General features: G+C 59.7%; 23 protein-coding genes. 6 read left to right on the top strand and 17 right to left on the bottom strand.

Annotated features, from left to right (window positions below):
• Genes JFU48_RS11625 through JFU48_RS11615 form a run of 3 tightly spaced genes read right to left on the bottom strand, consistent with a single transcriptional unit; the run spans position 1 to position 1630 of the window.
• On the bottom strand, positions 1–714 hold the full coding sequence (locus JFU48_RS11625; protein WP_003228331.1) for a PilW family protein: 714 nt from the start codon (positions 712–714) through the stop codon (positions 1–3).
• Positions 711–1160, bottom strand: a complete 450-nt coding sequence (pilV, locus tag JFU48_RS11620; protein WP_003228332.1) for a type IV pilus modification protein PilV — start codon at positions 1158–1160, stop codon at positions 711–713. Before pilV ends, JFU48_RS11625 begins: the two co-directional genes overlap by 4 nt.
• Complete coding sequence (locus JFU48_RS11615; protein ID WP_103485409.1) at positions 1157–1630, bottom strand: GspH/FimT family pseudopilin; 474 nt, start codon at positions 1628–1630, stop codon at positions 1157–1159. The genes pilV and JFU48_RS11615 overlap by 4 nt, the downstream gene beginning before the upstream one ends.
• Positions 1631–1761: 131 nt before the next feature.
• Between JFU48_RS11615 and JFU48_RS11610 the strand changes: the two genes are divergently transcribed.
• Positions 1762–2331: a GspH/FimT family pseudopilin gene (locus tag JFU48_RS11610; RefSeq protein ID WP_201136554.1), complete on the top strand. Its 570-nt coding sequence runs from the start codon at positions 1762–1764 to the stop codon at positions 2329–2331.
• Here the strand turns inward: JFU48_RS11610 and ispH are convergent.
• From ispH to murJ, 6 genes are all read right to left on the bottom strand, one after another.
• The gene (gene ispH, locus JFU48_RS11605) at positions 2288–3232 is read right to left on the bottom strand and encodes a 4-hydroxy-3-methylbut-2-enyl diphosphate reductase (RefSeq protein WP_003228337.1); all 945 of its coding nucleotides are present in this window, start codon (positions 3230–3232) and stop codon (positions 2288–2290) included. The genes JFU48_RS11610 and ispH overlap by 44 nt on opposite strands.
• A gap of 187 nt (positions 3233–3419) precedes the next feature.
• Positions 3420–3857 (bottom strand): FKBP-type peptidyl-prolyl cis-trans isomerase, encoded by a 438-nt coding sequence (gene fkpB, locus JFU48_RS11600; RefSeq protein ID WP_201137073.1) that lies wholly within the window; start codon positions 3855–3857, stop codon positions 3420–3422.
• Between the two features lie 7 nt (positions 3858–3864).
• The gene (gene lspA, locus JFU48_RS11595; protein ID WP_003228341.1) at positions 3865–4377 is read right to left on the bottom strand and encodes a signal peptidase II; all 513 of its coding nucleotides are present in this window, start codon (positions 4375–4377) and stop codon (positions 3865–3867) included.
• Positions 4370–7201, bottom strand: a complete 2832-nt coding sequence (gene ileS, locus JFU48_RS11590) for an isoleucine--tRNA ligase (protein ID WP_201136553.1) — start codon at positions 7199–7201, stop codon at positions 4370–4372. Before ileS ends, lspA begins: the two co-directional genes overlap by 8 nt.
• Before the next feature lie 13 nt (positions 7202–7214).
• The gene (gene ribF / locus JFU48_RS11585; protein ID WP_003228347.1) at positions 7215–8153 is read right to left on the bottom strand and encodes a bifunctional riboflavin kinase/FAD synthetase; all 939 of its coding nucleotides are present in this window, start codon (positions 8151–8153) and stop codon (positions 7215–7217) included.
• A gap of 129 nt (positions 8154–8282) precedes the next feature.
• Positions 8283–9821: a murein biosynthesis integral membrane protein MurJ gene (murJ, locus tag JFU48_RS11580; RefSeq protein WP_003228348.1), complete on the bottom strand. Its 1539-nt coding sequence runs from the start codon at positions 9819–9821 to the stop codon at positions 8283–8285.
• Positions 9822–10073: 252 nt separating this feature from the next.
• On the opposite strand from murJ, the gene rpsT reads away from it, so the two are divergent.
• On the top strand, positions 10074–10346 hold the full coding sequence (rpsT, locus tag JFU48_RS11575) for a 30S ribosomal protein S20 (RefSeq protein ID WP_003228351.1): 273 nt from the start codon (positions 10074–10076) through the stop codon (positions 10344–10346).
• Between the two features lie 184 nt (positions 10347–10530).
• Here rpsT and JFU48_RS11570 read toward each other — a convergent pair whose 3' ends face one another.
• From JFU48_RS11570 to rplU, 5 genes are all read right to left on the bottom strand, one after another.
• A complete protein-coding gene (locus tag JFU48_RS11570) occupies positions 10531–10998 on the bottom strand; it encodes a CreA family protein (RefSeq protein ID WP_003228353.1) in 468 nt (155 codons plus the stop codon).
• An 11-nt stretch (positions 10999–11009) separates the two neighbouring features.
• Positions 11010–12128, bottom strand: coding sequence for a glutamate 5-kinase (gene proB, locus JFU48_RS11565; RefSeq protein WP_103521657.1), 1119 nt, complete (start codon positions 12126–12128; stop codon positions 11010–11012).
• Positions 12129–12265: 137 nt separating this feature from the next.
• The gene (gene cgtA / locus JFU48_RS11560; RefSeq protein ID WP_003228358.1) at positions 12266–13489 is read right to left on the bottom strand and encodes an Obg family GTPase CgtA; all 1224 of its coding nucleotides are present in this window, start codon (positions 13487–13489) and stop codon (positions 12266–12268) included.
• Positions 13490–13683: 194 nt separating this feature from the next.
• Positions 13684–13941, bottom strand: a complete 258-nt coding sequence (gene rpmA, locus JFU48_RS11555; protein WP_003228360.1) for a 50S ribosomal protein L27 — start codon at positions 13939–13941, stop codon at positions 13684–13686.
• Positions 13942–13976: 35 nt separating this feature from the next.
• Positions 13977–14288 (bottom strand): 50S ribosomal protein L21, encoded by a 312-nt coding sequence (gene rplU, locus JFU48_RS11550; protein WP_003228361.1) that lies wholly within the window; start codon positions 14286–14288, stop codon positions 13977–13979.
• Positions 14289–14529: 241 nt separating this feature from the next.
• Here rplU and JFU48_RS11545 point away from each other — a divergent pair, with 241 nt between their 5' ends.
• The 3 genes from JFU48_RS11545 to JFU48_RS11535 all read left to right on the top strand — a co-directional run bounded on the left by JFU48_RS11545 (position 14530) and on the right by JFU48_RS11535 (position 16484).
• On the top strand, positions 14530–15498 hold the full coding sequence (locus tag JFU48_RS11545) for a polyprenyl synthetase family protein (RefSeq protein WP_003228362.1): 969 nt from the start codon (positions 14530–14532) through the stop codon (positions 15496–15498).
• A 179-nt stretch (positions 15499–15677) separates the two neighbouring features.
• Positions 15678–16019 carry a zinc ribbon domain-containing protein YjdM gene (locus tag JFU48_RS11540; RefSeq protein WP_003228364.1) on the top strand — a complete coding sequence of 114 codons (342 nt, stop codon included), beginning with the start codon at positions 15678–15680 and terminating at the stop codon, positions 16017–16019.
• A 207-nt stretch (positions 16020–16226) separates the two neighbouring features.
• A complete protein-coding gene (locus JFU48_RS11535) occupies positions 16227–16484 on the top strand; it encodes a PA4570 family protein (protein ID WP_003228365.1) in 258 nt (85 codons plus the stop codon).
• Positions 16485–16621: 137 nt separating this feature from the next.
• On the opposite strand, the gene JFU48_RS11530 is transcribed toward JFU48_RS11535, so the two are convergent.
• From JFU48_RS11530 to JFU48_RS11520, 3 genes are all read right to left on the bottom strand, one after another.
• Positions 16622–17239, bottom strand: coding sequence for an FKBP-type peptidyl-prolyl cis-trans isomerase (locus JFU48_RS11530; protein WP_003228367.1), 618 nt, complete (start codon positions 17237–17239; stop codon positions 16622–16624).
• A gap of 121 nt (positions 17240–17360) precedes the next feature.
• Positions 17361–17666 carry a DUF6482 family protein gene (locus tag JFU48_RS11525; RefSeq protein ID WP_201136552.1) on the bottom strand — a complete coding sequence of 102 codons (306 nt, stop codon included), beginning with the start codon at positions 17664–17666 and terminating at the stop codon, positions 17361–17363.
• Positions 17667–17801: 135 nt separating this feature from the next.
• A complete protein-coding gene (locus JFU48_RS11520; RefSeq protein WP_003228371.1) occupies positions 17802–18290 on the bottom strand; it encodes a TIGR00645 family protein in 489 nt (162 codons plus the stop codon).
• Positions 18291–18465: 175 nt separating this feature from the next.
• Between JFU48_RS11520 and JFU48_RS11515 the strand changes: the two genes are divergently transcribed.
• The gene (locus JFU48_RS11515) at positions 18466–20298 is read left to right on the top strand and encodes a hypothetical protein (protein WP_201136551.1); all 1833 of its coding nucleotides are present in this window, start codon (positions 18466–18468) and stop codon (positions 20296–20298) included.
• Position 20299 lies beyond the last annotated feature (1 nt).

Here is a 20299-nt window from a genome sequence, read left to right as displayed (position 1 = left end):
TCACTGCAAGCGGTTGCGCAAAGCGGCAACCACATTGAAGGTTTGATTGGCCACCCGGTTGTTCGGGTCGGTGAGGGTCAGGCTCAGGCGCACACTGCGGATGCGCGCCGGGTCACTGGGGTTGGCGCTGTAGGAGGACGCCGCGACATCGGTGGCGGACGTCGCCAGACCGAACATGACGCTGAACGCACTGACATTGTTCACCAGCACCTGCTGGGTCGGAGTGCCGCTGCCGGTGCCCATGAGAATCTGGTTGTTGCTGAAGCTGTAGATCAAGCGGCGGATCGGAAAGGCGATCTGCCCGCTCGCCGCCGCCCGCAACCCGGTATAGGCCGTGGCGCTGTTGCGGCAGTCGGAGACCACCGTCCAGGTTGGCGTACCACCATTGCCGCCGACATCGGCAGTGACCAGGGTCAGCTTGAGGTTGCTGTTGTCCCAACTGATCGGGATGATCTGCGCCGCGTTGAAATCCCCCGCCGAGCTCGCGTCAGTAATCGTGCCCAGGCAGCCGAACATGCCGACCATGCGCAGTTCCTGAATCATCTTGCTCAATACAAAACGTGCGTCCTCCTGCATGGCGGCAGCGGTGTTCTGGCTGACGTAAGTGTTCTTGGCCGCGAGAAACGTCTGCACCACGCCCAGCACGATGATCAGCCCGAGCGCCAGGGCGATGAGCATTTCGATCAGGCCGAAACCCCGGTTGGCGTGCTTCATGGGCCGGCCACCGGATCGACCGTGGCACGGCTGGTCAGGACAAAACTGCGTGTGGTACCGGTGGCATTCGCGGCCCGTGAGTCATTCCAGTTGATGGTGATGGTGTACACCCGCTGATTGAGGGTGATCGTACCGGTGGCGGTCGGCCCGCCGAAATTGACGATGTTGGTGGTGAAATCGTAGAGATCCTGATCACGGGCGACGCTGAGGTTGCCTGCGGTCGGCGGCGTGACCGTGTAATCGGCAGCGGAATTGGCGCGGATGCGGTCCATCATGTCGTAGGCGATGAAGCTCGCCTGACTGGTCATCCGGGAACTGTCGGTGTACTTCAGCGCATTCACTTGAACGGCGGCCGCGCCCAATATGCCGACGGTCAGAATCAGCAACGCGACCAGTACCTCGATCAGCGACATGCCCTCCTGTGCCTGTGTGCTCCCTGCCCTCATCCGCAACTTCCACCCAGTTGAATTCGTCCGTTCAGACACACGTTCAGCGTCCTGCTTTGTGTTCCCAGCACATAACTGATGGCCACCGCCGTCGACGGCGCCGCCAGGCCGCCCAGATTATTGAAATCCAGTGCGGTCACTCCTGAGGGTAGCGTCAGAGTCGCGCCGCTGCTCATCGCTGGAACAACCCGTAATACATTGGCCGGAGTGCCAGTACTGTCGTAGACCGACAATTCGCCGGTCCACACGCTGCCGCCGGCGCTCGGGCGCAAGCGTGTGGTCACGCCGCGATCAATCGCCTCCAGCCGTGCATAGTTGATGGCGCGCTGCAGATCACCCATTTCGGTGTCGGCCTTGCTGCTCTGGATCGAGCGAGTGAAGCCTGGCACCGCCAGGGTGATGAGGATCACCAGCACGGCGACCGCAGCCAACAGTTCGGGCAGCGTGAAACCTTTTGTACGATGATCCATCGATGCCCTCCGTTGCCGTCGGCTATACCTGCTTCTACAAGCTAGAACATTCAACCGGTCTGCGTCGGTTGATTTGCCCTGCCCGGCGAAAAGGATTGCGCCGGGCTTCATGCTCCACGGAGGGAGTCGTCATGCCACAGCAGGGTTTCAGTCTGATTGAATTGCTTATGGGACTGGCGATTGGCGCAATTGTTCTGTCGCTGGTCAGTCCGGCCTTCGCGGCCTTCACTGAATCGACTCATCGCGACCTGGCGGCCCGGTCGCTGCTCGAGGGCATTCGCAACGCCCGCACACAGGCCATCACCCGCAATCAGAGCGTGGTGATCCATGGCATCAATGGCGACTGGAGTCAGGGCTGGCGGATCATTCTGGATATCAGCGGCAAGGGGCCGCTGGACAGCAGCAATCCACTGCTGCTGGAGCACGCGAGTGACGGGCGAATACCGATCGTCGGCAATTGGCTGGTCAGACGTTATGTGCGCTTCAGCAGTCTGGGACAACCGCTGATGCCCGGGCGGGCATTTCAGGCAGGGACGTTACATCTCTGCTCGGCACAGGAGCCGGTCAGCCAGCTCCAGGTGGTGCTGGCGGCGACCGGTCGGGTGCGCCTGACCAGCACAAAGGCTGAGCAGGCGCTGTGCCTGAAGGCGAAGAGCGTCAGATCGAACGGACGCGCAGCTCTTTCGGCATCGAGAAGGTGATGTTCTCTTCGCGGCCGGCCAGTTCATCGGCACCGGTCGCGCCCCAGGCTTGCAACTGCTGGATCACGCCGCGAACCAGCACTTCCGGTGCGGAGGCACCAGCGGTGATGCCGATGCGCTCGACACCCTCGAACCAGCTCTTCTGCAGGTCTTCGGCGCCGTCGATCAGGTAGGCCGGCGTGGCCATGCGTTCGGCCAGTTCACGCAGACGGTTGGAGTTGGAGCTGTTCGGGCTGCCCACCACCAACACTACGTCGCACTCGTCGGCCAGTTGCTTGACCGCATCCTGACGGTTTTGCGTGGCGTAGCAGATGTCGTCCTTGCGCGGGCCACCGATGGCCGGGAAACGTGTGCGCAGGGCATCGATCACGCGGCTGGTATCGTCCATCGACAGGGTGGTCTGGGTCACGAACGCCAGTTTTTCCGGATTACGCACCTGCAGTTCGGCCACGTCTTTTTCGTCTTCGACGAGGTAGATCGCGCCGCCATTGCTGCCGTCGTACTGGCCCATGGTGCCTTCGACTTCAGGGTGACCGGCGTGGCCGATCAGGATGCACTCACGGCCGTCGCGGCTGTATTTGGCGACTTCGATGTGTACCTTGGTAACCAGCGGACAGGTGGCGTCGAATACTTTCAGGCCACGACCGGCGGCTTCGCTGCGCACGGCCTGAGAAACGCCGTGGGCACTGAAGATCACGATGACGTCGTCCGGCACCTGATCCAGTTCCTCGACGAAGATCGCGCCACGACTGCGCAGGTCCTCGACCACGAACTTGTTGTGCACCACTTCATGACGCACGTAGATCGGCGGCCCGAAGACTTCCAGGGCGCGGTTGACGATTTCGATCGCCCGGTCCACGCCGGCGCAGAAGCCACGGGGGTTGGCGAGTTTGATTTGCATGCTGTGCCTCGTGTCTTGCGCGCGAAATAAATTTACGTCCTGCTGATCGAGCACATTGCTCAAATCCAGCAAAAATCCAATGTGGGAGCGGGCTTGCTCGCGAAAGCAGTGTGTCAGACAACTTCTATGTTGAATGTCAGTCAGCATTCGCGAGCAAGCCCGCTCCCACAATGTTCTGAGGTGTAACTCAGATCGCTTTGACGGAGATGATCTCTACGTCAAAGGTCAGCGTTTTGCCCGCCAGCGGGTGGTTGAAGTCGACGGTCACTTGCGCGTCGTCGAATTCTTTCACCACACCCGGCAGCTCAGTATTGGCCGCATCGTTGAAGATCACCAGCAGACCCGGTGACAGTTCCATGTCGGCAAACTGCGCGCGCGGGATGATCTGTACGTTTTGCGGGTTCGGCTGGCCGAAAGCGTTTTCCGGCTCGACGGTCAGCGTACGCTTGTCGCCGGCCTTGAAGCCGAACAATGCCGCTTCGAAACCCGGCAGCAGGTTGCCGTCGCCGACCTTGAAGGTCGCCGGGGCCTTGTCGAACGTGCTGTCGACCGTATCGCCGTTCTCCAGGCGCAATGCAAAGTGCAAAGTGACTTCCGTGTTCTGGCCGATGCGTTGCTCAGCCAATACCTGTTCAGTCATGAACGGCTTCTCCGGTTTTCTTACTTTTGAACATGTCCAGTGCCAGCATCACCGCACCGACGGTGATGGCGCTGTCGGCGAAGTTGAACGCCGGGAAGTACCAGCGGTTCTGCCAGTGCACCAGAATGAAGTCGATCACATGGCCCAGGGCAATGCGGTCATACAGATTGCCCAGCGCGCCGCCCAGCACCAGCGCCAAAGCGACGGCGAGCCAGGTTTCGTTGCGACCCAGGCGTTTGAGCCAGACCACCAGCACCGCACTGACCACAATCGCGATCAGGGCGAACAGCCAGCGCTGCCAGCCGGAGCTGTCAGCCAGGAAGCTGAAGGCAGCGCCGGTGTTGTAGGCCAGCGTCCAGCTGAAGTAATCGGGAATGATCACGATCTGCTGGAACATTTCGAGCTTGTTTTCGAAGTAGAACTTGCTGGCCTGGTCGATGACCAGAACCAGCAAACTCAACCAGAGCCAGCTCAACCGTCCGAAACGGCCAACGGCATTAGGCATAGTGACGAACCTCGCCGGCGCCGCTGATGTTGTCGACGCAACGACCGCAGATTTCCGGATGCTCCGGGTTCACGCCGACGTCTTCACGGCAGTGCCAGCAACGGGCGCACTTCGGGAAGGCCGATTTGACGATCTTCAGTTTCAGGCCGCTGACTTCGGTGGCTACCGCGTCCGCAGGTGCCTGAACGAAAGGCGCCACGCTGGCGGTCGAGGTGATCAGGACAAAGCGCAGCTCGTTGCTCAGCTTGGCCAGGTCGGCGCTCAGCGCGTCTTCGGCGAACAGCGTCACTTCGGCTTGCAGGTTGCCACCGACGGCTTTGGCCGCGCGCTGGATTTCCATCTCTTTGTTGACCGCCACCTTCACTTCCATGATGCGATCCCAGTAGGCGCGACCCAGCTCGAAGCCTTCCGGCAGCTCGGTCAGACCTTCGTACCAGGTGTTGAGCATCACCGATTCGTTGCGCTCGCCCGGCAGGTACTGCCACAGCTCGTCGGCGGTGAACGCGAGGATCGGTGCGATCCAGCGCACCAGCGCTTCGGAGATGTGGAACAGCGCGGTCTGGCACGAGCGACGGGCCTTGCTGTCGGCGCCGGTGGTGTACTGGCGGTCCTTGATGATGTCGAGGTAGAAACCACCCAGCTCCTGCACGCAGAAGTTGTGGATCTTCGAGTAAACGTTCCAGAAACGGTATTCGCCGTAGTGCTCTTGCAGTTCGCGTTGCAGCAGCAAAGTACGGTCCACCGCCCAGCGATCCAGTGCGAGCATGTCTTCAGCCGGCAGCAGGTCGGTGGCCGGGTTGAAACCGGTCAGGTTGGAAAGCAGGAAACGCGCGGTGTTACGGATGCGACGATAGGCGTCCGCGCTGCGTTGCAGGATCTGCTCGGACACGGCCATTTCGCCGGAGTAGTCGGTCGACGCGACCCACAGACGCATGATGTCGGCGCCCAGAGTGTCGTTGACTTTCTGCGGCGCGATCACGTTGCCCAGCGACTTGGACATCTTGCGGCCGGACTCGTCGACGGTGAAGCCGTGGGTCAGCAGTTCGCGGTACGGCGCGTGGTTGTCGATGGCGCAACCGGTCAACAGCGACGAGTGGAACCAGCCACGGTGCTGGTCGGAACCTTCCAGGTACAGGTCGGCGCGTGGGCCGGTCTCGTGGCCCATCGGGTGCGAACCACGCAATACGTGCCAGTGGGTGGTGCCCGAGTCGAACCAGACGTCGAGGGTGTCACTGATCTTGTCGTACAGCGGCGCTTCGTCGCCCAGCAGTTCGGCGGCGTCGAGTTTGAACCAGGCTTCGATGCCTTCGACTTCAACGCGCTTGGCGACTTCTTCCATCAGTTCGACGGTGCGTGGGTGCAACTCGCCGCTTTCCTTGTTGAGGAAGAACGGGATCGGCACGCCCCAGTTACGCTGCCGGGAGATGCACCAGTCCGGACGGTTGGCGATCATCGAGTGCAGGCGCGCCTGGCCCCAGGCCGGAACGAACTTGGTCTCTTCGATGGCTTTGAGCGAGCGCACGCGCAGGGTGTCGCCGCTGACCGGCTCCTTGTCCATGCCGATGAACCACTGTGCGGTGGCGCGGTAGATCAGCGGGGTCTTGTGGCGCCAGCAGTGCATGTAGCTGTGTTCGATGACGGTGGTGTGCATCAGCGCACCGACTTCGGTCAGTTTTTCGACGATGGCCGGGTTGGCCTTCCAGATGAACTGGCCGCCAAAGAACTCCAGCGACGGCACGTAGACGCCGTTGCTCTGTACCGGATTGAGGATGTCATCGTTGACCATGCCGTATTTCTTGCAGGTCACGAAGTCGTCCACGCCGTAGGCCGGGGCGGAGTGAACCACACCGGTGCCGGCGCCGAGCTCAACGTAGTCGGCCAGGTACACCGGCGACAGACGGTCGTAGAACGGGTGACGGAAGTTGATCAGTTCCAGCGCCGAACCCGGCGCGGTGGCCAGTACGGTGCCTTCAACGCCGTAACGCGACAGGCAGGATTCAACCAGCTCTTCAGCCAGGACCAGCAGCTTGTCGCCGATATCGACCAGGGCGTAGTTGAATTCCGGGTGCACGTTCAGTGCCTGGTTGGCCGGGATGGTCCACGGGGTGGTGGTCCAGATCACGATCGAGGCAGGCTTGCTCAGCGACGGCAGACCGAACGCGGCAGCCAGTTTGGCTTCGTCGGCGATCGGGAAGGCCACGTCGATGGTCGAGGACTTCTTGTTCTCGTACTCGACCTCGGCTTCGGCCAGCGCCGAACCGCAATCGAAGCACCAGTTCACCGGCTTGAGGCCCTTGAACACGAAACCGCCCTTGACGATTTCGGCGAGGGCGCGGATTTCACCGGCCTCGTTCTTGAAGTTCATGGTCTTGTACGGGTTGGCGAAGTCGCCCAGCACGCCGAGGCGGATGAACTCGGTCTTCTGCCCTTCGATCTGCTCGGTGGCGTAGGCACGGCACAGCTCGCGGGTCTTGTCCGCGCCCAGGTTCTTGCCGTGGGTCACTTCAACCTTGTGCTCGATCGGCAGGCCGTGGCAGTCCCAACCCGGAACATACGGCGCGTCGAAACCCGACAGGGTTTTCGAGCGGATGATCATGTCCTTGAGAATCTTGTTCAGCGCATGACCGATGTGGATCGTGCCGTTGGCGTACGGAGGGCCGTCGTGCAGGACGAACTTCGGACGATCCTTGCCAATCTCGCGCAACTTTCCGTACAGGCCAATACTGTCCCAGCGCTGCAGGATCTGCGGTTCGCGCTGTGGCAGGCCGGCCTTCATTGGGAAGGCGGTGTCCGGAAGGTTTAGCGTGGCTTTATAGTCGGTCATTTAAGGCTCTTCATTAGCGATGGGCGCTAGGTGCGGCTAGTGCACGGGCGGCGGCGACATCCGCGTTGATCGCCGTTTTCAGTGCCTCCAGAGAGGCAAAACGCTGCTCTTCACGCAGCTTTTGGTGGAAAACCACCGTCAGACGCCGGTCATACAGATCGCCGGCAAAATCCAGTAGATGAACTTCAAGGTGGGCTTTGCCATCACCTTGAACCGTAGGCCGCACGCCGATATTGGCGACGCCGGGCCAGGTCTTGCCGTCGATGTCCACATCCACCAGATAAACCCCGGTGAATGGCACGCGACGACGCTTGAGTTGAATATTGGCAGTGGGCGTACCCAGTTGCCGGGCCAGTTTCTGACCGTGCAGCACGCGACCGGCGATCCGGTACGGGCGGCCAAGCAAGCGTTCGGCCAAGGCAAAATCGGCGGCGGCCAACGCGTTGCGCACTTGGGTGCTGCTGACGCGAATGCCGTCCAGCTCGACGGTTTGCGCGGCTTCCACGGTAAAACCGTGAACCTGCCCGGCCTGCAGCAGGAAATCGAAATCGCCGAGGCGGTCGCAGCCGAAGCGGAAATCGTCACCGACCTCCAGATGCTGCACGCCGAGACCGTCCACCAGGATGGTATCGACAAATTCACTGGCGCTGAGCTTGCTCAGGCGCTGGTTGAACGCCAGGCACAGCACCCGGTCGACGCCTTCGGCGGCCAGCAGTTGCAGCTTGTCACGCAAGCGGGCCAGACGTGCCGGCGCGGTCTCCGGGGCGAAGAATTCCCGTGGCTGCGGTTCGAAAATCACCACGCAGCTGGGTACGCCCAACTCCAGCGCACGCTCACGCAGACGGGCCAGGATAGCCTGGTGACCACGGTGAACACCGTCAAAGTTGCCAATAGTGGCGACGCAGCCCCGATGCTGGGGGCGCAAGTTGTGGAGGCCTCGAACCAGCTGCATAACGCGCTTCTTGCTCATAAAGTGGTCGATTATAACCACACCCGACGGTCGACGACAGGCAACACCGTAACGCAAAGTGATCGAGCCGACAAAACTGCCGGCCCGCGCCCGTTGATAAAGGCTGAAACCTCAGCTCAAAGCCTTGCGATTGAAGTCACGCAGGCGGAAACCGAGCAGCAGCAACATACCGAAATACGCCACCACACCGGCAATCACCAGCGCACCCAGTCGCAGGAAGCGCTCCAGCATGTGCCCCTGATCCCAGGCCGGCATGAAATGCATACCGAGCAGCAACACCGCCGACATCACCGCGACCGCCACCACCAGTTTGAAGCCGAACAGGTACCAGCCCGGTTGCGGCTGATACATCTTTTGCTTGCGCAGTTGATAGAACAGCAGCCCGGCATTGAGGCAGGCACCGGCACTGATTGCCAGCGCCAGACCGGCGTGAGCCAGCGGGCCGATCAACACCAGGTTGAACAGTTGAGTGACGATCAGGGTGAAGATTGCGATTTTTACCGGTGTGCGGATGTTCTGTTGCGCGTAAAAGCCCGGCGCCAGCACTTTGATCACGATAATCCCGAGCAGGCCGACAGAATAGGCAATCAGCGCACGCTGAGTCATGGACGCATCAAACGCACTGAACTGGCCGTACTGGAACAGCGACACGGTCAGCGGTTCGGCAAGAATCCCCAGCGCCAGTGCACACGGCAACACCAGCACGAAGCACAGGCGCAGGCCCCAGTCGAGGATCCGCGAGTATTCGTGACGATCCTTGCTCGCATAAGTCTTGGCCAGCGTCGGCAGCAAAATGGTGCCCAACGCTACGCCGAGCACGCCGGACGGCAATTCCATCAAACGGTCGGCGTAGTACATCCACGACACCGAACCAGCCACCAGGAACGAGGCGAAAATGGTGTTGATGATCAGCGAAATCTGGCTGACCGAGACACCGATGATCGCCGGCAGCATCTGCTTCATCACCCGCCAGACACCGGTATCACGCAGATTCAAGCGCGGCAGCACCAGCATGCCGATCTTCTTCAGGTGCGGCAGTTGATAGAGCAACTGCGCCAGACCACCGACCAGCACCGCCCAGCCCAGAGCCATGACCGGCGGATCGAAATACGGCGTCAGGAACAGCGAAAACACGATCATGCTGACGTTGAGCAGGGTCGGCACGAAGGCCGGCACCGAAAAGCGGTTCCAGGTATTGAGGATTGCCCCGGCCAGCGAGGACAGGGAGATCAGCAATATATAAGGGAACGTCACCCGCAGCAGATCGGAGGTGAGCTGGAATTTTTCTGGCGTATCGGCAAACCCCGGCGCGGTGGCCCAGATCACCCACGGCGCGGCAATCATGCCCAGCGCTGTGACCAGCGCCAGCACCAGGGTCAGCAGGCCCGAGACATAAGCAATGAAGGTGCGGGTCGCCTCTTCGCCTTTCTGACTCTTGTATTCGGCCAGAATCGGCACGAAGGCTTGGGAAAACGCGCCCTCGGCGAAGATTCGCCGCAGCAGGTTGGGCAATTTGAAGGCGATGAAGAAGGCGTCCGTCGCCATTCCGGCGCCGAATGTGCGAGCGATGAGCGTGTCACGGACGAACCCCAGAATCCGGGAAAGCATCGTGATAGAGCTGACAGCGGCCAACGATTTGAGCAGATTCATTGAGGGAATTAGTGCCTGTCGATAAACAGCAGGCGAACAATGCGCCCACTTGTGCGATACTCCGCGCCGCAACAGCACAGAGCCAAAGCTCGCGAGTTTACAGGTCAAGCGCCGGAAATAAATATCCCGCCTCTTTACACCTACCACTTAGCGGAACGTTTCAAGCGCCCTTGACAAGACTTCAACTCATCGGCATGATTCGCGGCCTATTTTGTTTGCTATTTCCTAAAAAGTCTTTCGAGGAGCTCGACGGTGGCCAACTCACCTTCCGCCAAAAAACGTGCAAAACAGGCTGAGAAGCGTCGCAGCCACAACGCCAGCCTGCGTTCCATGGTTCGTACCTACATCAAGAATGTAGTTAAAGCCATCGACGCAAAAGACGCTGAAAAAGCTCAAGCTGCATACGTTCTGGCTGTGCCAGTTATCGACCGTATGGCCGATAAAGGCATCATCCACAAGAACAAGGCTGCTCGTCATAAGAGCCGTCTGAATGGCCACGTCAAGGCACTGAAAGAAGCTGCTTAATCGACGTAGTCATTAAAAAACCGACCTTAGGGTCGGTTTTTTTATTGCCTGCGATTTGGTGAATCCCGCACATAAAAAAGTGGGAGCGGGCTTGCTCGCGAATGCAATCTGTCAGCCGACATCTCTAGCGACTGACACGACCTCTTCGCGAGCAAGCCCGCTCCCACATTGTGGATTTGCGGTGTTATTGCTGAACCGGAACCCACGGCACGATCGGAATCGCCGTCACCGCATTTTGCGGGCTACCTTCGATCACGCGATCGCTGTAGACCAGGTACACCAGCGTATTGCGCTTCTTGTCGAGGAAACGCACCACCTGCATGGTCTTGAACACCAGCGACGTGCGCTCCTTGAATACCTCGTCGCCATCCTTCAGTTCACCCTTGAACTTGATCGGACCAACCTGACGACAGGCAATCGACGCCTCGGCACGATCCTCGGCCAGACCCAAACCACCCTTTACCCCACCCGTCTTGGCGCGAGACAGGTAGCAGGTCACGCCATCGACTTTCGGATCATCGAAAGCCTCGACCACAATCCGGTCATTCGGACCGACAAACTTGAATACCGTCGACACCTGACCGATTTCCTCGGCCGAGGCCAGCAGCGGCAACGCCATCAGCAGACCCAACAATCCTTTTGCCATACGCATCGCGCTTTTCCTCAGACCAGAATCAGGTTGTCACGGTGAACCAGTTCCGGCTCAGCCATGTAGCCCAGCACGCCGACAATCGCGTCCGACGACTGACCAATGATTTTTTGCGCCTCTAGAGCACTATAGTTGGCCAAACCACGGGCAATTTCACGACCGTCCGGCGCCACGCAAACCACCATCTCGCCGCGACGGAAACTGCCCTGAACCAGCTTGACGCCGACCGGCAGCAGACTCTTGTTACCCTGCGACAAGGCCGACACCGCACCTTCGTCGAGCACCAGCGTGCCGCGAGTCTGCAAATGCCCGGCCAGCCACTGCTTGCGCGCCGCCAGCATGCCGCGCTCAGGCGACAGCAGCGTACCGATGCGCTCGCCAGCCTTCAGGCGATCGAGCACTCGCTCCAGACGCCCACCAACGATGATCGTGTGCGCCCCGGAACGCGCCGCCAGCCGCGCCGCACGCAGTTTGGTCTGCATGCCGCCACGTCCCAGCGCGCCACCAGTACCGCCCGCCACCGCATCAAGCGTCGGATCATCGGCGCGCGCTTCGTAAATCAGCTGCGCATCGGGGTTGTTGCGCGGATCGGCGTCGAACATGCCGTCGCGATCGGTGAGGATCACCAGCAGATCGGCCTCGACCAGATTGGCCACCAGCGCCGCCAGCGTATCGTTGTCGCCGAAACGGATTTCGTCGGTGACCACCGTGTCGTTTTCGTTGATCACCGGGATGACTTTCAGCTCGACCAGTGCGCGCAAGGTGCTGCGGGCGTTCAGGTAGCGCTTGCGGTCGGACAGGTCGTCGTGAGTCAGGAGAATCTGCGCGGTGTGCCGGCCATGCTCGGCGAAGCTCGATTCCCAGGCCTGCACCAAGCCCATCTGGCCGATTGCAGCAGCGGCCTGGAGCTCGTGCATCGCACTGGGTCGCGAGGTCCAGCCCAGGCGGCTCATGCCTGCAGCCACTGCGCCGGAGGACACCAGCACCAGCTCGACACCCGCCTCATGCAGGGCAACCATCTGTTCGACCCAGACACCCATTGCCTTGCGATCCAGCCCCTTGCCGTCCGCCGTCAGCAAAGCGCTGCCGATCTTCACGACCCAACGCTGCGCACCTGTCACTTTGCTCCGCATCATCTTCAACCTTAGCTTGAGGGCCGCGCGACCCAGCGCTGCCCGTGACGTTAATCGTGGCTATTGGTGACCAACGATCGATTTCCAGATACTAAAACGCCGCTCGATTGAGCGGCGCTTAAGTTTACTGCAACGAATCAGTCGCGCACGTAAATGATTTCCGGACCGTCTTCATCATCCACATCTTCTTCGTCCCAGTCATCGTCACCGATGTCATGGACCGACTTCACGCCGCTGCGACGCAGGGCACGCTTGTCATCCAGCGCCTGCAACTGTGCACGGGCTTCGTCTTCGATACGCTGATCGAGATCGGCCAGCTCTTCCTTGTACGCCGGGTCGTTGGCCAGACGATCGGCACGATCTTCCAGATAACGCATGATGTCGCGCGTCAGGCGCTCGGTGCCTTCTTTGGCGATGGCCGAGATCACGTAGACCGGACCTTCCCACTGCAGGCGATCAACGATTTCCTTGACGCGCTCTTCATGCTCTTCTTCAAGGATCTGGTCGCATTTGTTCAGCACCAGCCAGCGATCACGCTCAGCCAGCGACGGACTGAATTTGACCAGTTCGTTGACGATCACTTCAGCCGCGTCCGGTGCACTGGTGTCATCCAGCGGCGCCATGTCGACGAGGTGCAGCAACAGACGCGTACGCGCCAAGTGCTTGAGGAAGCGAATGCCCAGACCGGCACCGTCGGAAGCGCCTTCGATCAGCCCCGGAATGTCGGCGATGACGAAGCTTTTCCAGCGATCAACGCTGACCACACCCAGGTTCGGCACCAGCGTGGTGAACGGGTAGTCGGCGACTTTCGGCTTGGCCGCCGACACCGAACGGATAAAGGTACTTTTACCGGCGTTCGGCAAGCCCAGCAGACCGACGTCAGCCAGCACTTTCATTTCCAGTTTCAGGTCGCGCTGCTCACCCGGCTTACCCGGCGTGGTCTGGCGCGGCGCACGGTTGGTACTGGATTTGAAACGGGTGTTGCCCAGACCGTGCCAACCGCCCTGCACCACCATCAGTTTCTGGCCGGCCTTGGTCAGGTCGCCAATCACTTCCTGGGTGGCCGAGTCGATCACGGTAGTACCGACCGGCACGCGCAGGATCAGGTCTTCACCTTTCTTGCCAGTGCAATCGGTGCTGCCGCCGTTGGAGCCACGCTCGGCATCGAAGTGCCGGGTGTAACGGTAGTCGACCAGGGTGTTGAGGTTTTCGTCGGCCATCATGTAGATGGAACCGCCGTCACCGCCATCACCGCCGTTCGGGCCGCCGTTTTCAATGAATTTTTCCCGACGGAAACTCATGCAGCCATTGCCGCCGTCACCAGCTTTTACGCGGATCGATACTTCGTCTACAAACTTCATAACTCAACGCCTCTCGCCATACGGACGAGCCGAAAAACAATCAAGACATAAGACTCTTGCAAAAATGAGCGCAGCGACCCCAAACCACGACCTGCATCGCACGCCGACAGCCCATACAAACAGTTTTGCAAGAGACTCACCCCACAAACGAAAAAGCCCCGTCGCAAGACAGGGCTCTTCCAGCGATCTCGCGATTAAGCCGCGACAACGCTCACGTAACGACGACCGAAGGCGCCTTTTACTTCAAACTTGATCACGCCTTCGATTTTCGCGAAGAGGGTGTGATCTTTACCCATGCCAACGCCGTAGCCAGCGTGGAATTGGGTGCCGCGCTGACGCACGATGATGTTGCCGGCCTTGATGACCTGGCCGCCATACATCTTCACGCCAAGGCGTTTGGCTTCTGAGTCGCGACCGTTACGGGTACTACCACCAGCTTTTTTGTGTGCCATGAGTTCAATTCTCCTAGTGAGGAATTAGGCTGTAATTAAGCCTGAATACCGGTGATTTTGATCTCGGTGAACCACTGGCGGTGGCCCATACGCTTCATGTGGTGCTTACGGCGACGGAACTTGATGATGCGGACTTTATCGTGACGACCTTGGGAGATCACTTCAGCCTTGACGGTTGCGCCAGCAACAACAGGTGCGCCGATGTTCACGTCGTCGCCATTGGCGACCAGCAGAACGCGGTCAAAAGTCACGGATTCGCCAGTAGCGACTTCCAGTTTTTCGATCTTCAGGTATTCACCTTCAGCGACCTTGTATTGCTTACCGCCGGTAACGATTACTGCGTACATGGTATTTCTCCGATAATCCTGCTCACCCAGCTCTTTATAAGAAGAGGTATTGGCTGGCATGGCTGCATGGGGCTGGAACGGCCCAAGTGCAATTGCGTAAGGCAGGTGCTGCCCAGGAAGTTCAGGGTGCGCGATTGTACGCAAGCCGCGAGAGTCACGCAAGTGGCCGTCCATCGCGCCTTGACAGGCCCCGGTGTGGGTCCTAGCATGCCGCGCAACCCTTCTGGAGCAACTGTCGCTGATGCAACCCCAAGCTTTCTACCGCGCGGTGGCGGACGATTTTAACGCCGTCGACGGCATCATCAAGAAGCAGCTGACTTCCCGAGTGCCGCTGGTATCGAAAATCGGCGATTACATCACCTCGGCCGGCGGCAAACGCCTGCGCCCGTTACTGGTGCTGCTGTGTGGCAAGGCCCTGGGCCGCGAAGGCGACGACATGCGTCTGCTGGCCGCCACCATCGAATTCCTGCACACCGCGACCCTGCTGCATGACGACGTGGTCGACATGTCCGGCATGCGCCGTGGCCGCTCGACCGCCAACGCCATGTGGGGCAACGCCCCGAGCGTGCTGGTCGGCGACTTCCTGTACTCGCGCTCGTTCGAAATGATGGTCGAGCTGGGTTCGATGCCGGTGATGAAGATCCTGTCCCAGGCCACGCGCATCATCGCCGAAGGCGAAGTGTTGCAGCTGTCCAAGGTACGCGACGCCAGCACCACCGAAGAAACCTACATGGAAGTCATCCGCGGCAAGACCGCGATGCTCTTCGAAGCCTCGACCCACAGCGCTGCCGCACTGGCCGGTGCCACCGCCGAGCAGAGCGAAGCCCTGCGCACCTTCGGTGATCACCTGGGCGTGGCGTTCCAACTGGTCGACGACCTGCTGGACTACAAGGGCGACGCCGAGACCCTGGGCAAGAACGTCGGTGACGATCTGGCCGAAGGCAAGCCGACCCTGCCGCTGATCTACACCATGCGTGAAGGCACACCTGAGCAGGCTGCACTGGTCCGCCAGGCAATCCAGAAAGGCGGGATCGAAGACCTCGAAAGCATCCGCATCGCCGTGGAAGCCTCGGGTTCGCTGGAGTACACCGCGCAACTGGCCCGCGACTACGTGGCCCGTGCGATCAAATGCCTCGACGCGCTGCCAGCCAGCGAATACCGCGATGCACTGGTAGAGCTGAGCGAGTTTGCGGTCGCCCGCACGCACTGATCTGCCTTCTGTGGGAGCGGGCTTGCTCGCGAAAGCAACCTGTCATTCAACATTAATGTTTAATGACACAGCGCATTCGCGAGCAGCCCGCTCCCACAGTTGTTTCTGCGCTATGCCCTCCTGCGCATAAAACCCTATACAATGTGCGACTTTTAGCGATCCCCTATCAAGGAGCCTTAGTGAGCACGTTGCCACCCTGCCCGAAATGCAATTCCGAATACACCTACGAAGACGGTGCCCAACTGATCTGCCCCGAGTGCGCCCACGAGTGGTCGGCCAATGGCGAAGCCGAAGTGGCGTCCGATGATGCCGTGAAGAAAGATTCGGTCGGCAACGTGCTGCAGGACGGCGACACCATCACCGTGATCAAGGATCTCAAGGTCAAAGGCACTTCGCTGGTGGTCAAGGTCGGCACCAAGGTCAAGAACATCCGCCTGTGCGATGGCGACCATGACATCGACTGCAAGATCGACGGCATCGGCCCGATGAAGCTCAAGTCCGAGTTCGTCAGAAAGGTCTGATCCTGCTGTCAGCCATCCCGCGCCCGCCGCGGGATGGTGAATCGCCCTCCCCGCTTTCCCCTCCTGCATTCTCGCGTGATAGCCAGACGCCAGCCGTGTTGACCTTACGCAATCTTTACCCGGAAAAAATCGCATTCCGCCAATAGGCACTTGCTATTTGACGAATAAGAATTATTCTCATTGAAACCTTTCAAGGAGATGAGACCCATGACTTATTTGATCGACGCCTGGCTGGATCGCCCACACCCATACCTCAGGATCCTGCATCGGGAAACCGGAGAAGTCTGTGCGGTACTGGAAGAAGAGGCCCTGCATGAGCTGCAGGATCAGGGTGATCTGGACGTCAGCAGCCTGAATTCCAGCGAACCGCTGGTGCTCAAGGAGCTGGTGCGCAATCTGTTCCTGTTCTGCTATGCCCGGGCGTTGCGCCCGACCAATGAGCTGCATCACAAGATCGAAATATGATCAGCGCGGTAAAAACTGTGGGAGCCGGTCTGCTGGCGAAAGCGCTGTGTCAGGCAACGAATGGGTTGCCTGAAAGGACGCCTTCGCGAGCAAGCCCGCTCCCACATTATTGACCTGTCATAGGGACAGGCCAGGTCTTACAGAACGTCCAGCAGCTCGACGTCGAATACCAGAACGCTGTGCGGCGGGATGCTGCCAACGCCTTGAGCGCCGTAAGCCAGTTCGCTCGGCACGTACAGGCGCCATTTGCTGCCTGCATTCATCAGTTGCAGAGCTTCGGTCCAGCCAGCGATCACGCCGCCAACCGGGAATTCTGCTGGCTGGCCACGATCGTAGGAGCTGTCAAACACGGTGCCGTCGATCAGCATGCCGTGGTAGTGAGTACGCACGGTGTCTTCACGGGATGGCTTGGCGCCTTCACCCTGGGTCAGCACTTCGAATTGCAGACCGGAGGCCAGCGTGGTGATGCCTTCTTTCTTGGCGTTTTCAGCCAGGAAAGCACGGCCTTCGCCGGCAGCGGCTTCAGCTTTGGCGGCGGCTTCGGCTTGCATGATCTCGCGGATCACCTTGAAGCTGGCGGACATGGCTTCCTGATCGACACGGCTTGGCTTGCCGGCGAATGCGTCGGTCAGACCGGCCAGGATGGCGTCCAGGCTGACACCCGGTGGCGGGTTGTCGCGCAGCTGGTCACCCAGTTGACGGCCGATGCCGTAGCTGACGCGAGTTTCGTCGGTGGACAGATTTACTTCGGACATGACACTGCTCCGCTGTGCGGACGGCCATCAGACTTGCCGTGCGTGCACAGCGCGTCCCGGCGCGCCCGGAACCAAAAGGGCGAGCAGACTAGCACAGATGCCCAGCGATGGCGCGCAAGGCCTACAGGGCCGAGCGCCAGGCCAGCGGTACTTTCAGGCTTTCATCGGCACTGGCGACCAGTCCGCACATTTCATCGTGCACCGAGGTGTGTACGAGGTTGAACGGCAGCACCGGAAAGTTATGCAACACATCCCGCGCATGCTCCACCGAACGCAGCATCAGCATGTTGCCCTTGGGATCACTCAGCGGATACGCCGCCCCATGCATCCGCGCCTCGAGCAGATAAAGCCCGCCCTCCATGGAGATCAGGTTCAGCTCATCGACCTTCCTGGCGATGGCAAACGCATTCAACTCTTGCAGGTTCATGAACGCACCTCACACGGTGGCGAGCCAAGACCTCTACAGGGATATGCCCGGACGCACCAAAGCACAAGCCACAAACGACACCGCCCGTCTGTTTCGCAACAGACGGGCGGTGTTTTTGCAGCGATCAATCAATGATCAGTGCTTGGTGACCTTGTCCAGGTAACCCATGGCGAACGCCGAGATCACGAAGGTCATGTGGATGATCACGTACCACATCAGGTGCTCGGGATCGACGTTCTTGGCGTCCATGAAGATGCGCAGCAGATGGATCGAAGAAATCGCCACGATCGATGCCGCCACTTTCATCTTCAGCGACGAAGAGTCCATGGTGCCCAGCCAGTTGAGCTTTTCCTTGTTGTCGTCGATGTCCAGCTGCGAGACGAAGTTTTCATAGCCGGAAATCATCACCATCACCAGCAGGCCGCCAACCAGCGCCATGTCGATCAGCGACAGCAGCACCAGGATCAGATCCGATTCGGCCATCGAGAACACGTTGGGGATGACGTGGAAGACTTCCTGGAAAAATTTCAGTGCCAGCGCCAGCAGCCCGAGGGACAGGCCGAAATAGATCGGCGCCAGCAGCCAGCGCGAGGCGTACATTGCGTTTTCGAAAAAGCGTTCCATTGAATCTCACACGAGGGGGGGTTGTAATCGGAGGCGAGTATACCAGCCCCCTGTGACAGCCAGAAACCGCCCGGCTCGCACCTCCAATCACCGCCACCTGCGTGTGTATGTGATTTTTTTTCTGCTACTGTCCAAACCATTGAACACCTAGCGAAAGTGGACAGGACGACTGGAAATGGATGTGCGATTGCCGTTTAAGACTGCCGGGATTTGCCTCGCTCTGCTGCTGGGAGGCTGCTCTCCGGGTGATGAGAAAAAACCATCGGTCAGCCTCGAAGCAAAGACGGCAACGTTCGAACATTCACTGGACGCCATCGCCGACCCGAAGCTCAAGGAGGCCGTGACCGAGCTCGGCGGATCGTTGCTGTTGCTCGAACGCGCGCAGCTCAAACTTGACGGCGCACCGCTGAAAACCGTGTACGGCGAAGACATTCTCGGCGTCCTCAAGCATTACCCTTCACCGCAGGCGCTGGTCGATACCTTCATCAATGGCCTGTTCGTGCTGCACAAGGATGCCAGCTCCGACTACCTCACCGACCTGCAACCGGTGTTCCCCTTCAACCTGAACATTCCCGGCGGCTTCCTGTTCCCGCATGGTGTGGAATGGCAGTCGGTCACGCTGAGCAACAAACGCGTGATTGCCTATCAGCAGGAGTGGTCGGAAACCGATCCAGGCATTCAGCTGAGCCCGTCCAGCTCCAACGTCACCAACCCCGAAGACCTGACCGTGACCTACCCGTTCATCGAGGGTCTGGACGTGGACAGGAAGAGCCAGCCGCAGCCGGTGAGCCTGCAAGGTAAAGTGGAAGTGATTGCGCCGCGACGCTTGTTCAGCTTCAACCTGAACCAGAAGGATGTCGGCCAGACCCGCACCGACGACAACCTCAGCGTCACCCTGCTGAAGCTGGAAAAGAACTACGCCGAAATCGAAGTCAGCAACAGCCTGCCACTGGCTCCCGAGGTTGAGGGGGCACAGCTCAATCCAGTAATCGTTCAGGCTCGCGACACCAGCGGGCAATACCTGGAGCGCGCCGGCTCAATCAATGAAAGTCCGGCACAGGTAGCCTTCTACGAAAAACAACTGGCGTACCTGCAACAACAGAAAACCTGGAGCGAAGGTCTGGAAAAACAGCTCGAGAACGAACAGCATGCCTTCGAGCAGCAACACCCACGGCGTTACAACAAGATCTACTTCAACGGCCCTATCGACACTCTGGAAATCAGCGTGCTCGATTTCTCATCGGCGACCGTGACTCGCAAAGCCCTGGATCTACCGGTGCGCACCTTCAGTCAGCACACCACGGAAAAGGCCATCCAGCCGCTGGACCCGGGGGTGGTGGTGTATGACGATCTGGCGCCGAACTGGCTCAAGGGCGCGAGCCTCACCGAGGAAGCGCTGAAGGCCGGCATCCGCATCCATCAGTCCATGGAAGACCCGAGCGCTGCACGCATCGAGTTCTCCCACCGACGCACCTTCAACGATGAATTGCTCGGCGATGACTTCAGCCCGGGCGACAGCCCCGTGACGTTCTTCACCGAGAAACGCAGCGGCAAACTCGATGAACCGATCGAACTGCCGCCCGAGGCGTACCAGGTCGATCCGCTGCAAGCGACCATTACTTACGACTTGAATCTGTTTCCGGAAACCCCGGCGATTGCCGTGGGCTCGATGCCATTGTTTCTCGCCAGCGTGGACAAAAAAACCTACGACGCCAAGTCCTTGCCCAAAGGTCTGGAAATCAAGAACAACATGCTGGTGGTGGACCTGAAACTGTTCCCGGCCAACGCCTGGCGATTCTTCGTCAAAGATGACAGTGGCAACTACCTGAAACAGATTCTGTCGGTCAGTCACGACGCGAGCGCACAAGGTCCGGCGCTGTTCGGCGTGCATTACTTCTATGGCCGTCCAACGCACGTGGAGACCTACCAGCGAACCGAACTCAATACCGTGCAATACGGCTTTGAGGTCAAGCTCGACAAGGCGCAGCTGCCCGACACTGCGCCATGAT

This window comes from Pseudomonas sp. TH49 (assembly GCF_016650625.1).
In the GTDB taxonomy this organism is placed as follows: domain Bacteria; phylum Pseudomonadota; class Gammaproteobacteria; order Pseudomonadales; family Pseudomonadaceae; genus Aquipseudomonas; species Aquipseudomonas fluorescens_H.
Note: the sequence above shows the minus strand (reverse complement) of the source record. Positions and strands in the feature narration are given on the sequence as shown.

Excerpts from the sequence above, each read along its gene's own strand:
- JFU48_RS11535 (WP_003228365.1), top strand. The coding sequence starts at position 16,227 with ATGACTTATTTGATCGACGCCTGGCTGGATCGCCCACACCCATACCTC.
- JFU48_RS11610 (WP_201136554.1), top strand. The coding sequence starts at position 1,762 with ATGCCACAGCAGGGTTTCAGTCTGATTGAATTGCTTATGGGACTGGCG.
- JFU48_RS11520 (WP_003228371.1), bottom strand. The coding sequence starts at position 18,290 with ATGGAACGCTTTTTCGAAAACGCAATGTACGCCTCGCGCTGGCTGCTG.
- lspA (WP_003228341.1), bottom strand. The coding sequence starts at position 4,377 with ATGCCTAATGCCGTTGGCCGTTTCGGACGGTTGAGCTGGCTCTGGTTG.
- cgtA (WP_003228358.1), bottom strand. The coding sequence starts at position 13,489 with ATGAAGTTTGTAGACGAAGTATCGATCCGCGTAAAAGCTGGTGACGGC.
- rpmA (WP_003228360.1), bottom strand. The coding sequence starts at position 13,941 with ATGGCACACAAAAAAGCTGGTGGTAGTACCCGTAACGGTCGCGACTCA.
- JFU48_RS11530 (WP_003228367.1), bottom strand. The coding sequence starts at position 17,239 with ATGTCCGAAGTAAATCTGTCCACCGACGAAACTCGCGTCAGCTACGGC.
- JFU48_RS11525 (WP_201136552.1), bottom strand. The coding sequence starts at position 17,666 with ATGAACCTGCAAGAGTTGAATGCGTTTGCCATCGCCAGGAAGGTCGAT.
- JFU48_RS11615 (WP_103485409.1), bottom strand. The coding sequence starts at position 1,630 with ATGGATCATCGTACAAAAGGTTTCACGCTGCCCGAACTGTTGGCTGCG.
- ribF (WP_003228347.1), bottom strand. The coding sequence starts at position 8,153 with ATGCAGCTGGTTCGAGGCCTCCACAACTTGCGCCCCCAGCATCGGGGC.
- rplU (WP_003228361.1), bottom strand. The coding sequence starts at position 14,288 with ATGTACGCAGTAATCGTTACCGGCGGTAAGCAATACAAGGTCGCTGAA.
- pilV (WP_003228332.1), bottom strand. The coding sequence starts at position 1,160 with ATGAGGGCAGGGAGCACACAGGCACAGGAGGGCATGTCGCTGATCGAG.
- JFU48_RS11625 (WP_003228331.1), bottom strand. The coding sequence starts at position 714 with ATGAAGCACGCCAACCGGGGTTTCGGCCTGATCGAAATGCTCATCGCC.
- JFU48_RS11545 (WP_003228362.1), top strand. The coding sequence starts at position 14,530 with ATGCAACCCCAAGCTTTCTACCGCGCGGTGGCGGACGATTTTAACGCC.
- murJ (WP_003228348.1), bottom strand. The coding sequence starts at position 9,821 with ATGAATCTGCTCAAATCGTTGGCCGCTGTCAGCTCTATCACGATGCTT.
- JFU48_RS11515 (WP_201136551.1), top strand. The coding sequence starts at position 18,466 with ATGGATGTGCGATTGCCGTTTAAGACTGCCGGGATTTGCCTCGCTCTG.
- ileS (WP_201136553.1), bottom strand. The coding sequence starts at position 7,201 with ATGACCGACTATAAAGCCACGCTAAACCTTCCGGACACCGCCTTCCCA.
- ispH (WP_003228337.1), bottom strand. The coding sequence starts at position 3,232 with ATGCAAATCAAACTCGCCAACCCCCGTGGCTTCTGCGCCGGCGTGGAC.
- proB (WP_103521657.1), bottom strand. The coding sequence starts at position 12,128 with ATGCGGAGCAAAGTGACAGGTGCGCAGCGTTGGGTCGTGAAGATCGGC.
- JFU48_RS11570 (WP_003228353.1), bottom strand. The coding sequence starts at position 10,998 with ATGCGTATGGCAAAAGGATTGTTGGGTCTGCTGATGGCGTTGCCGCTG.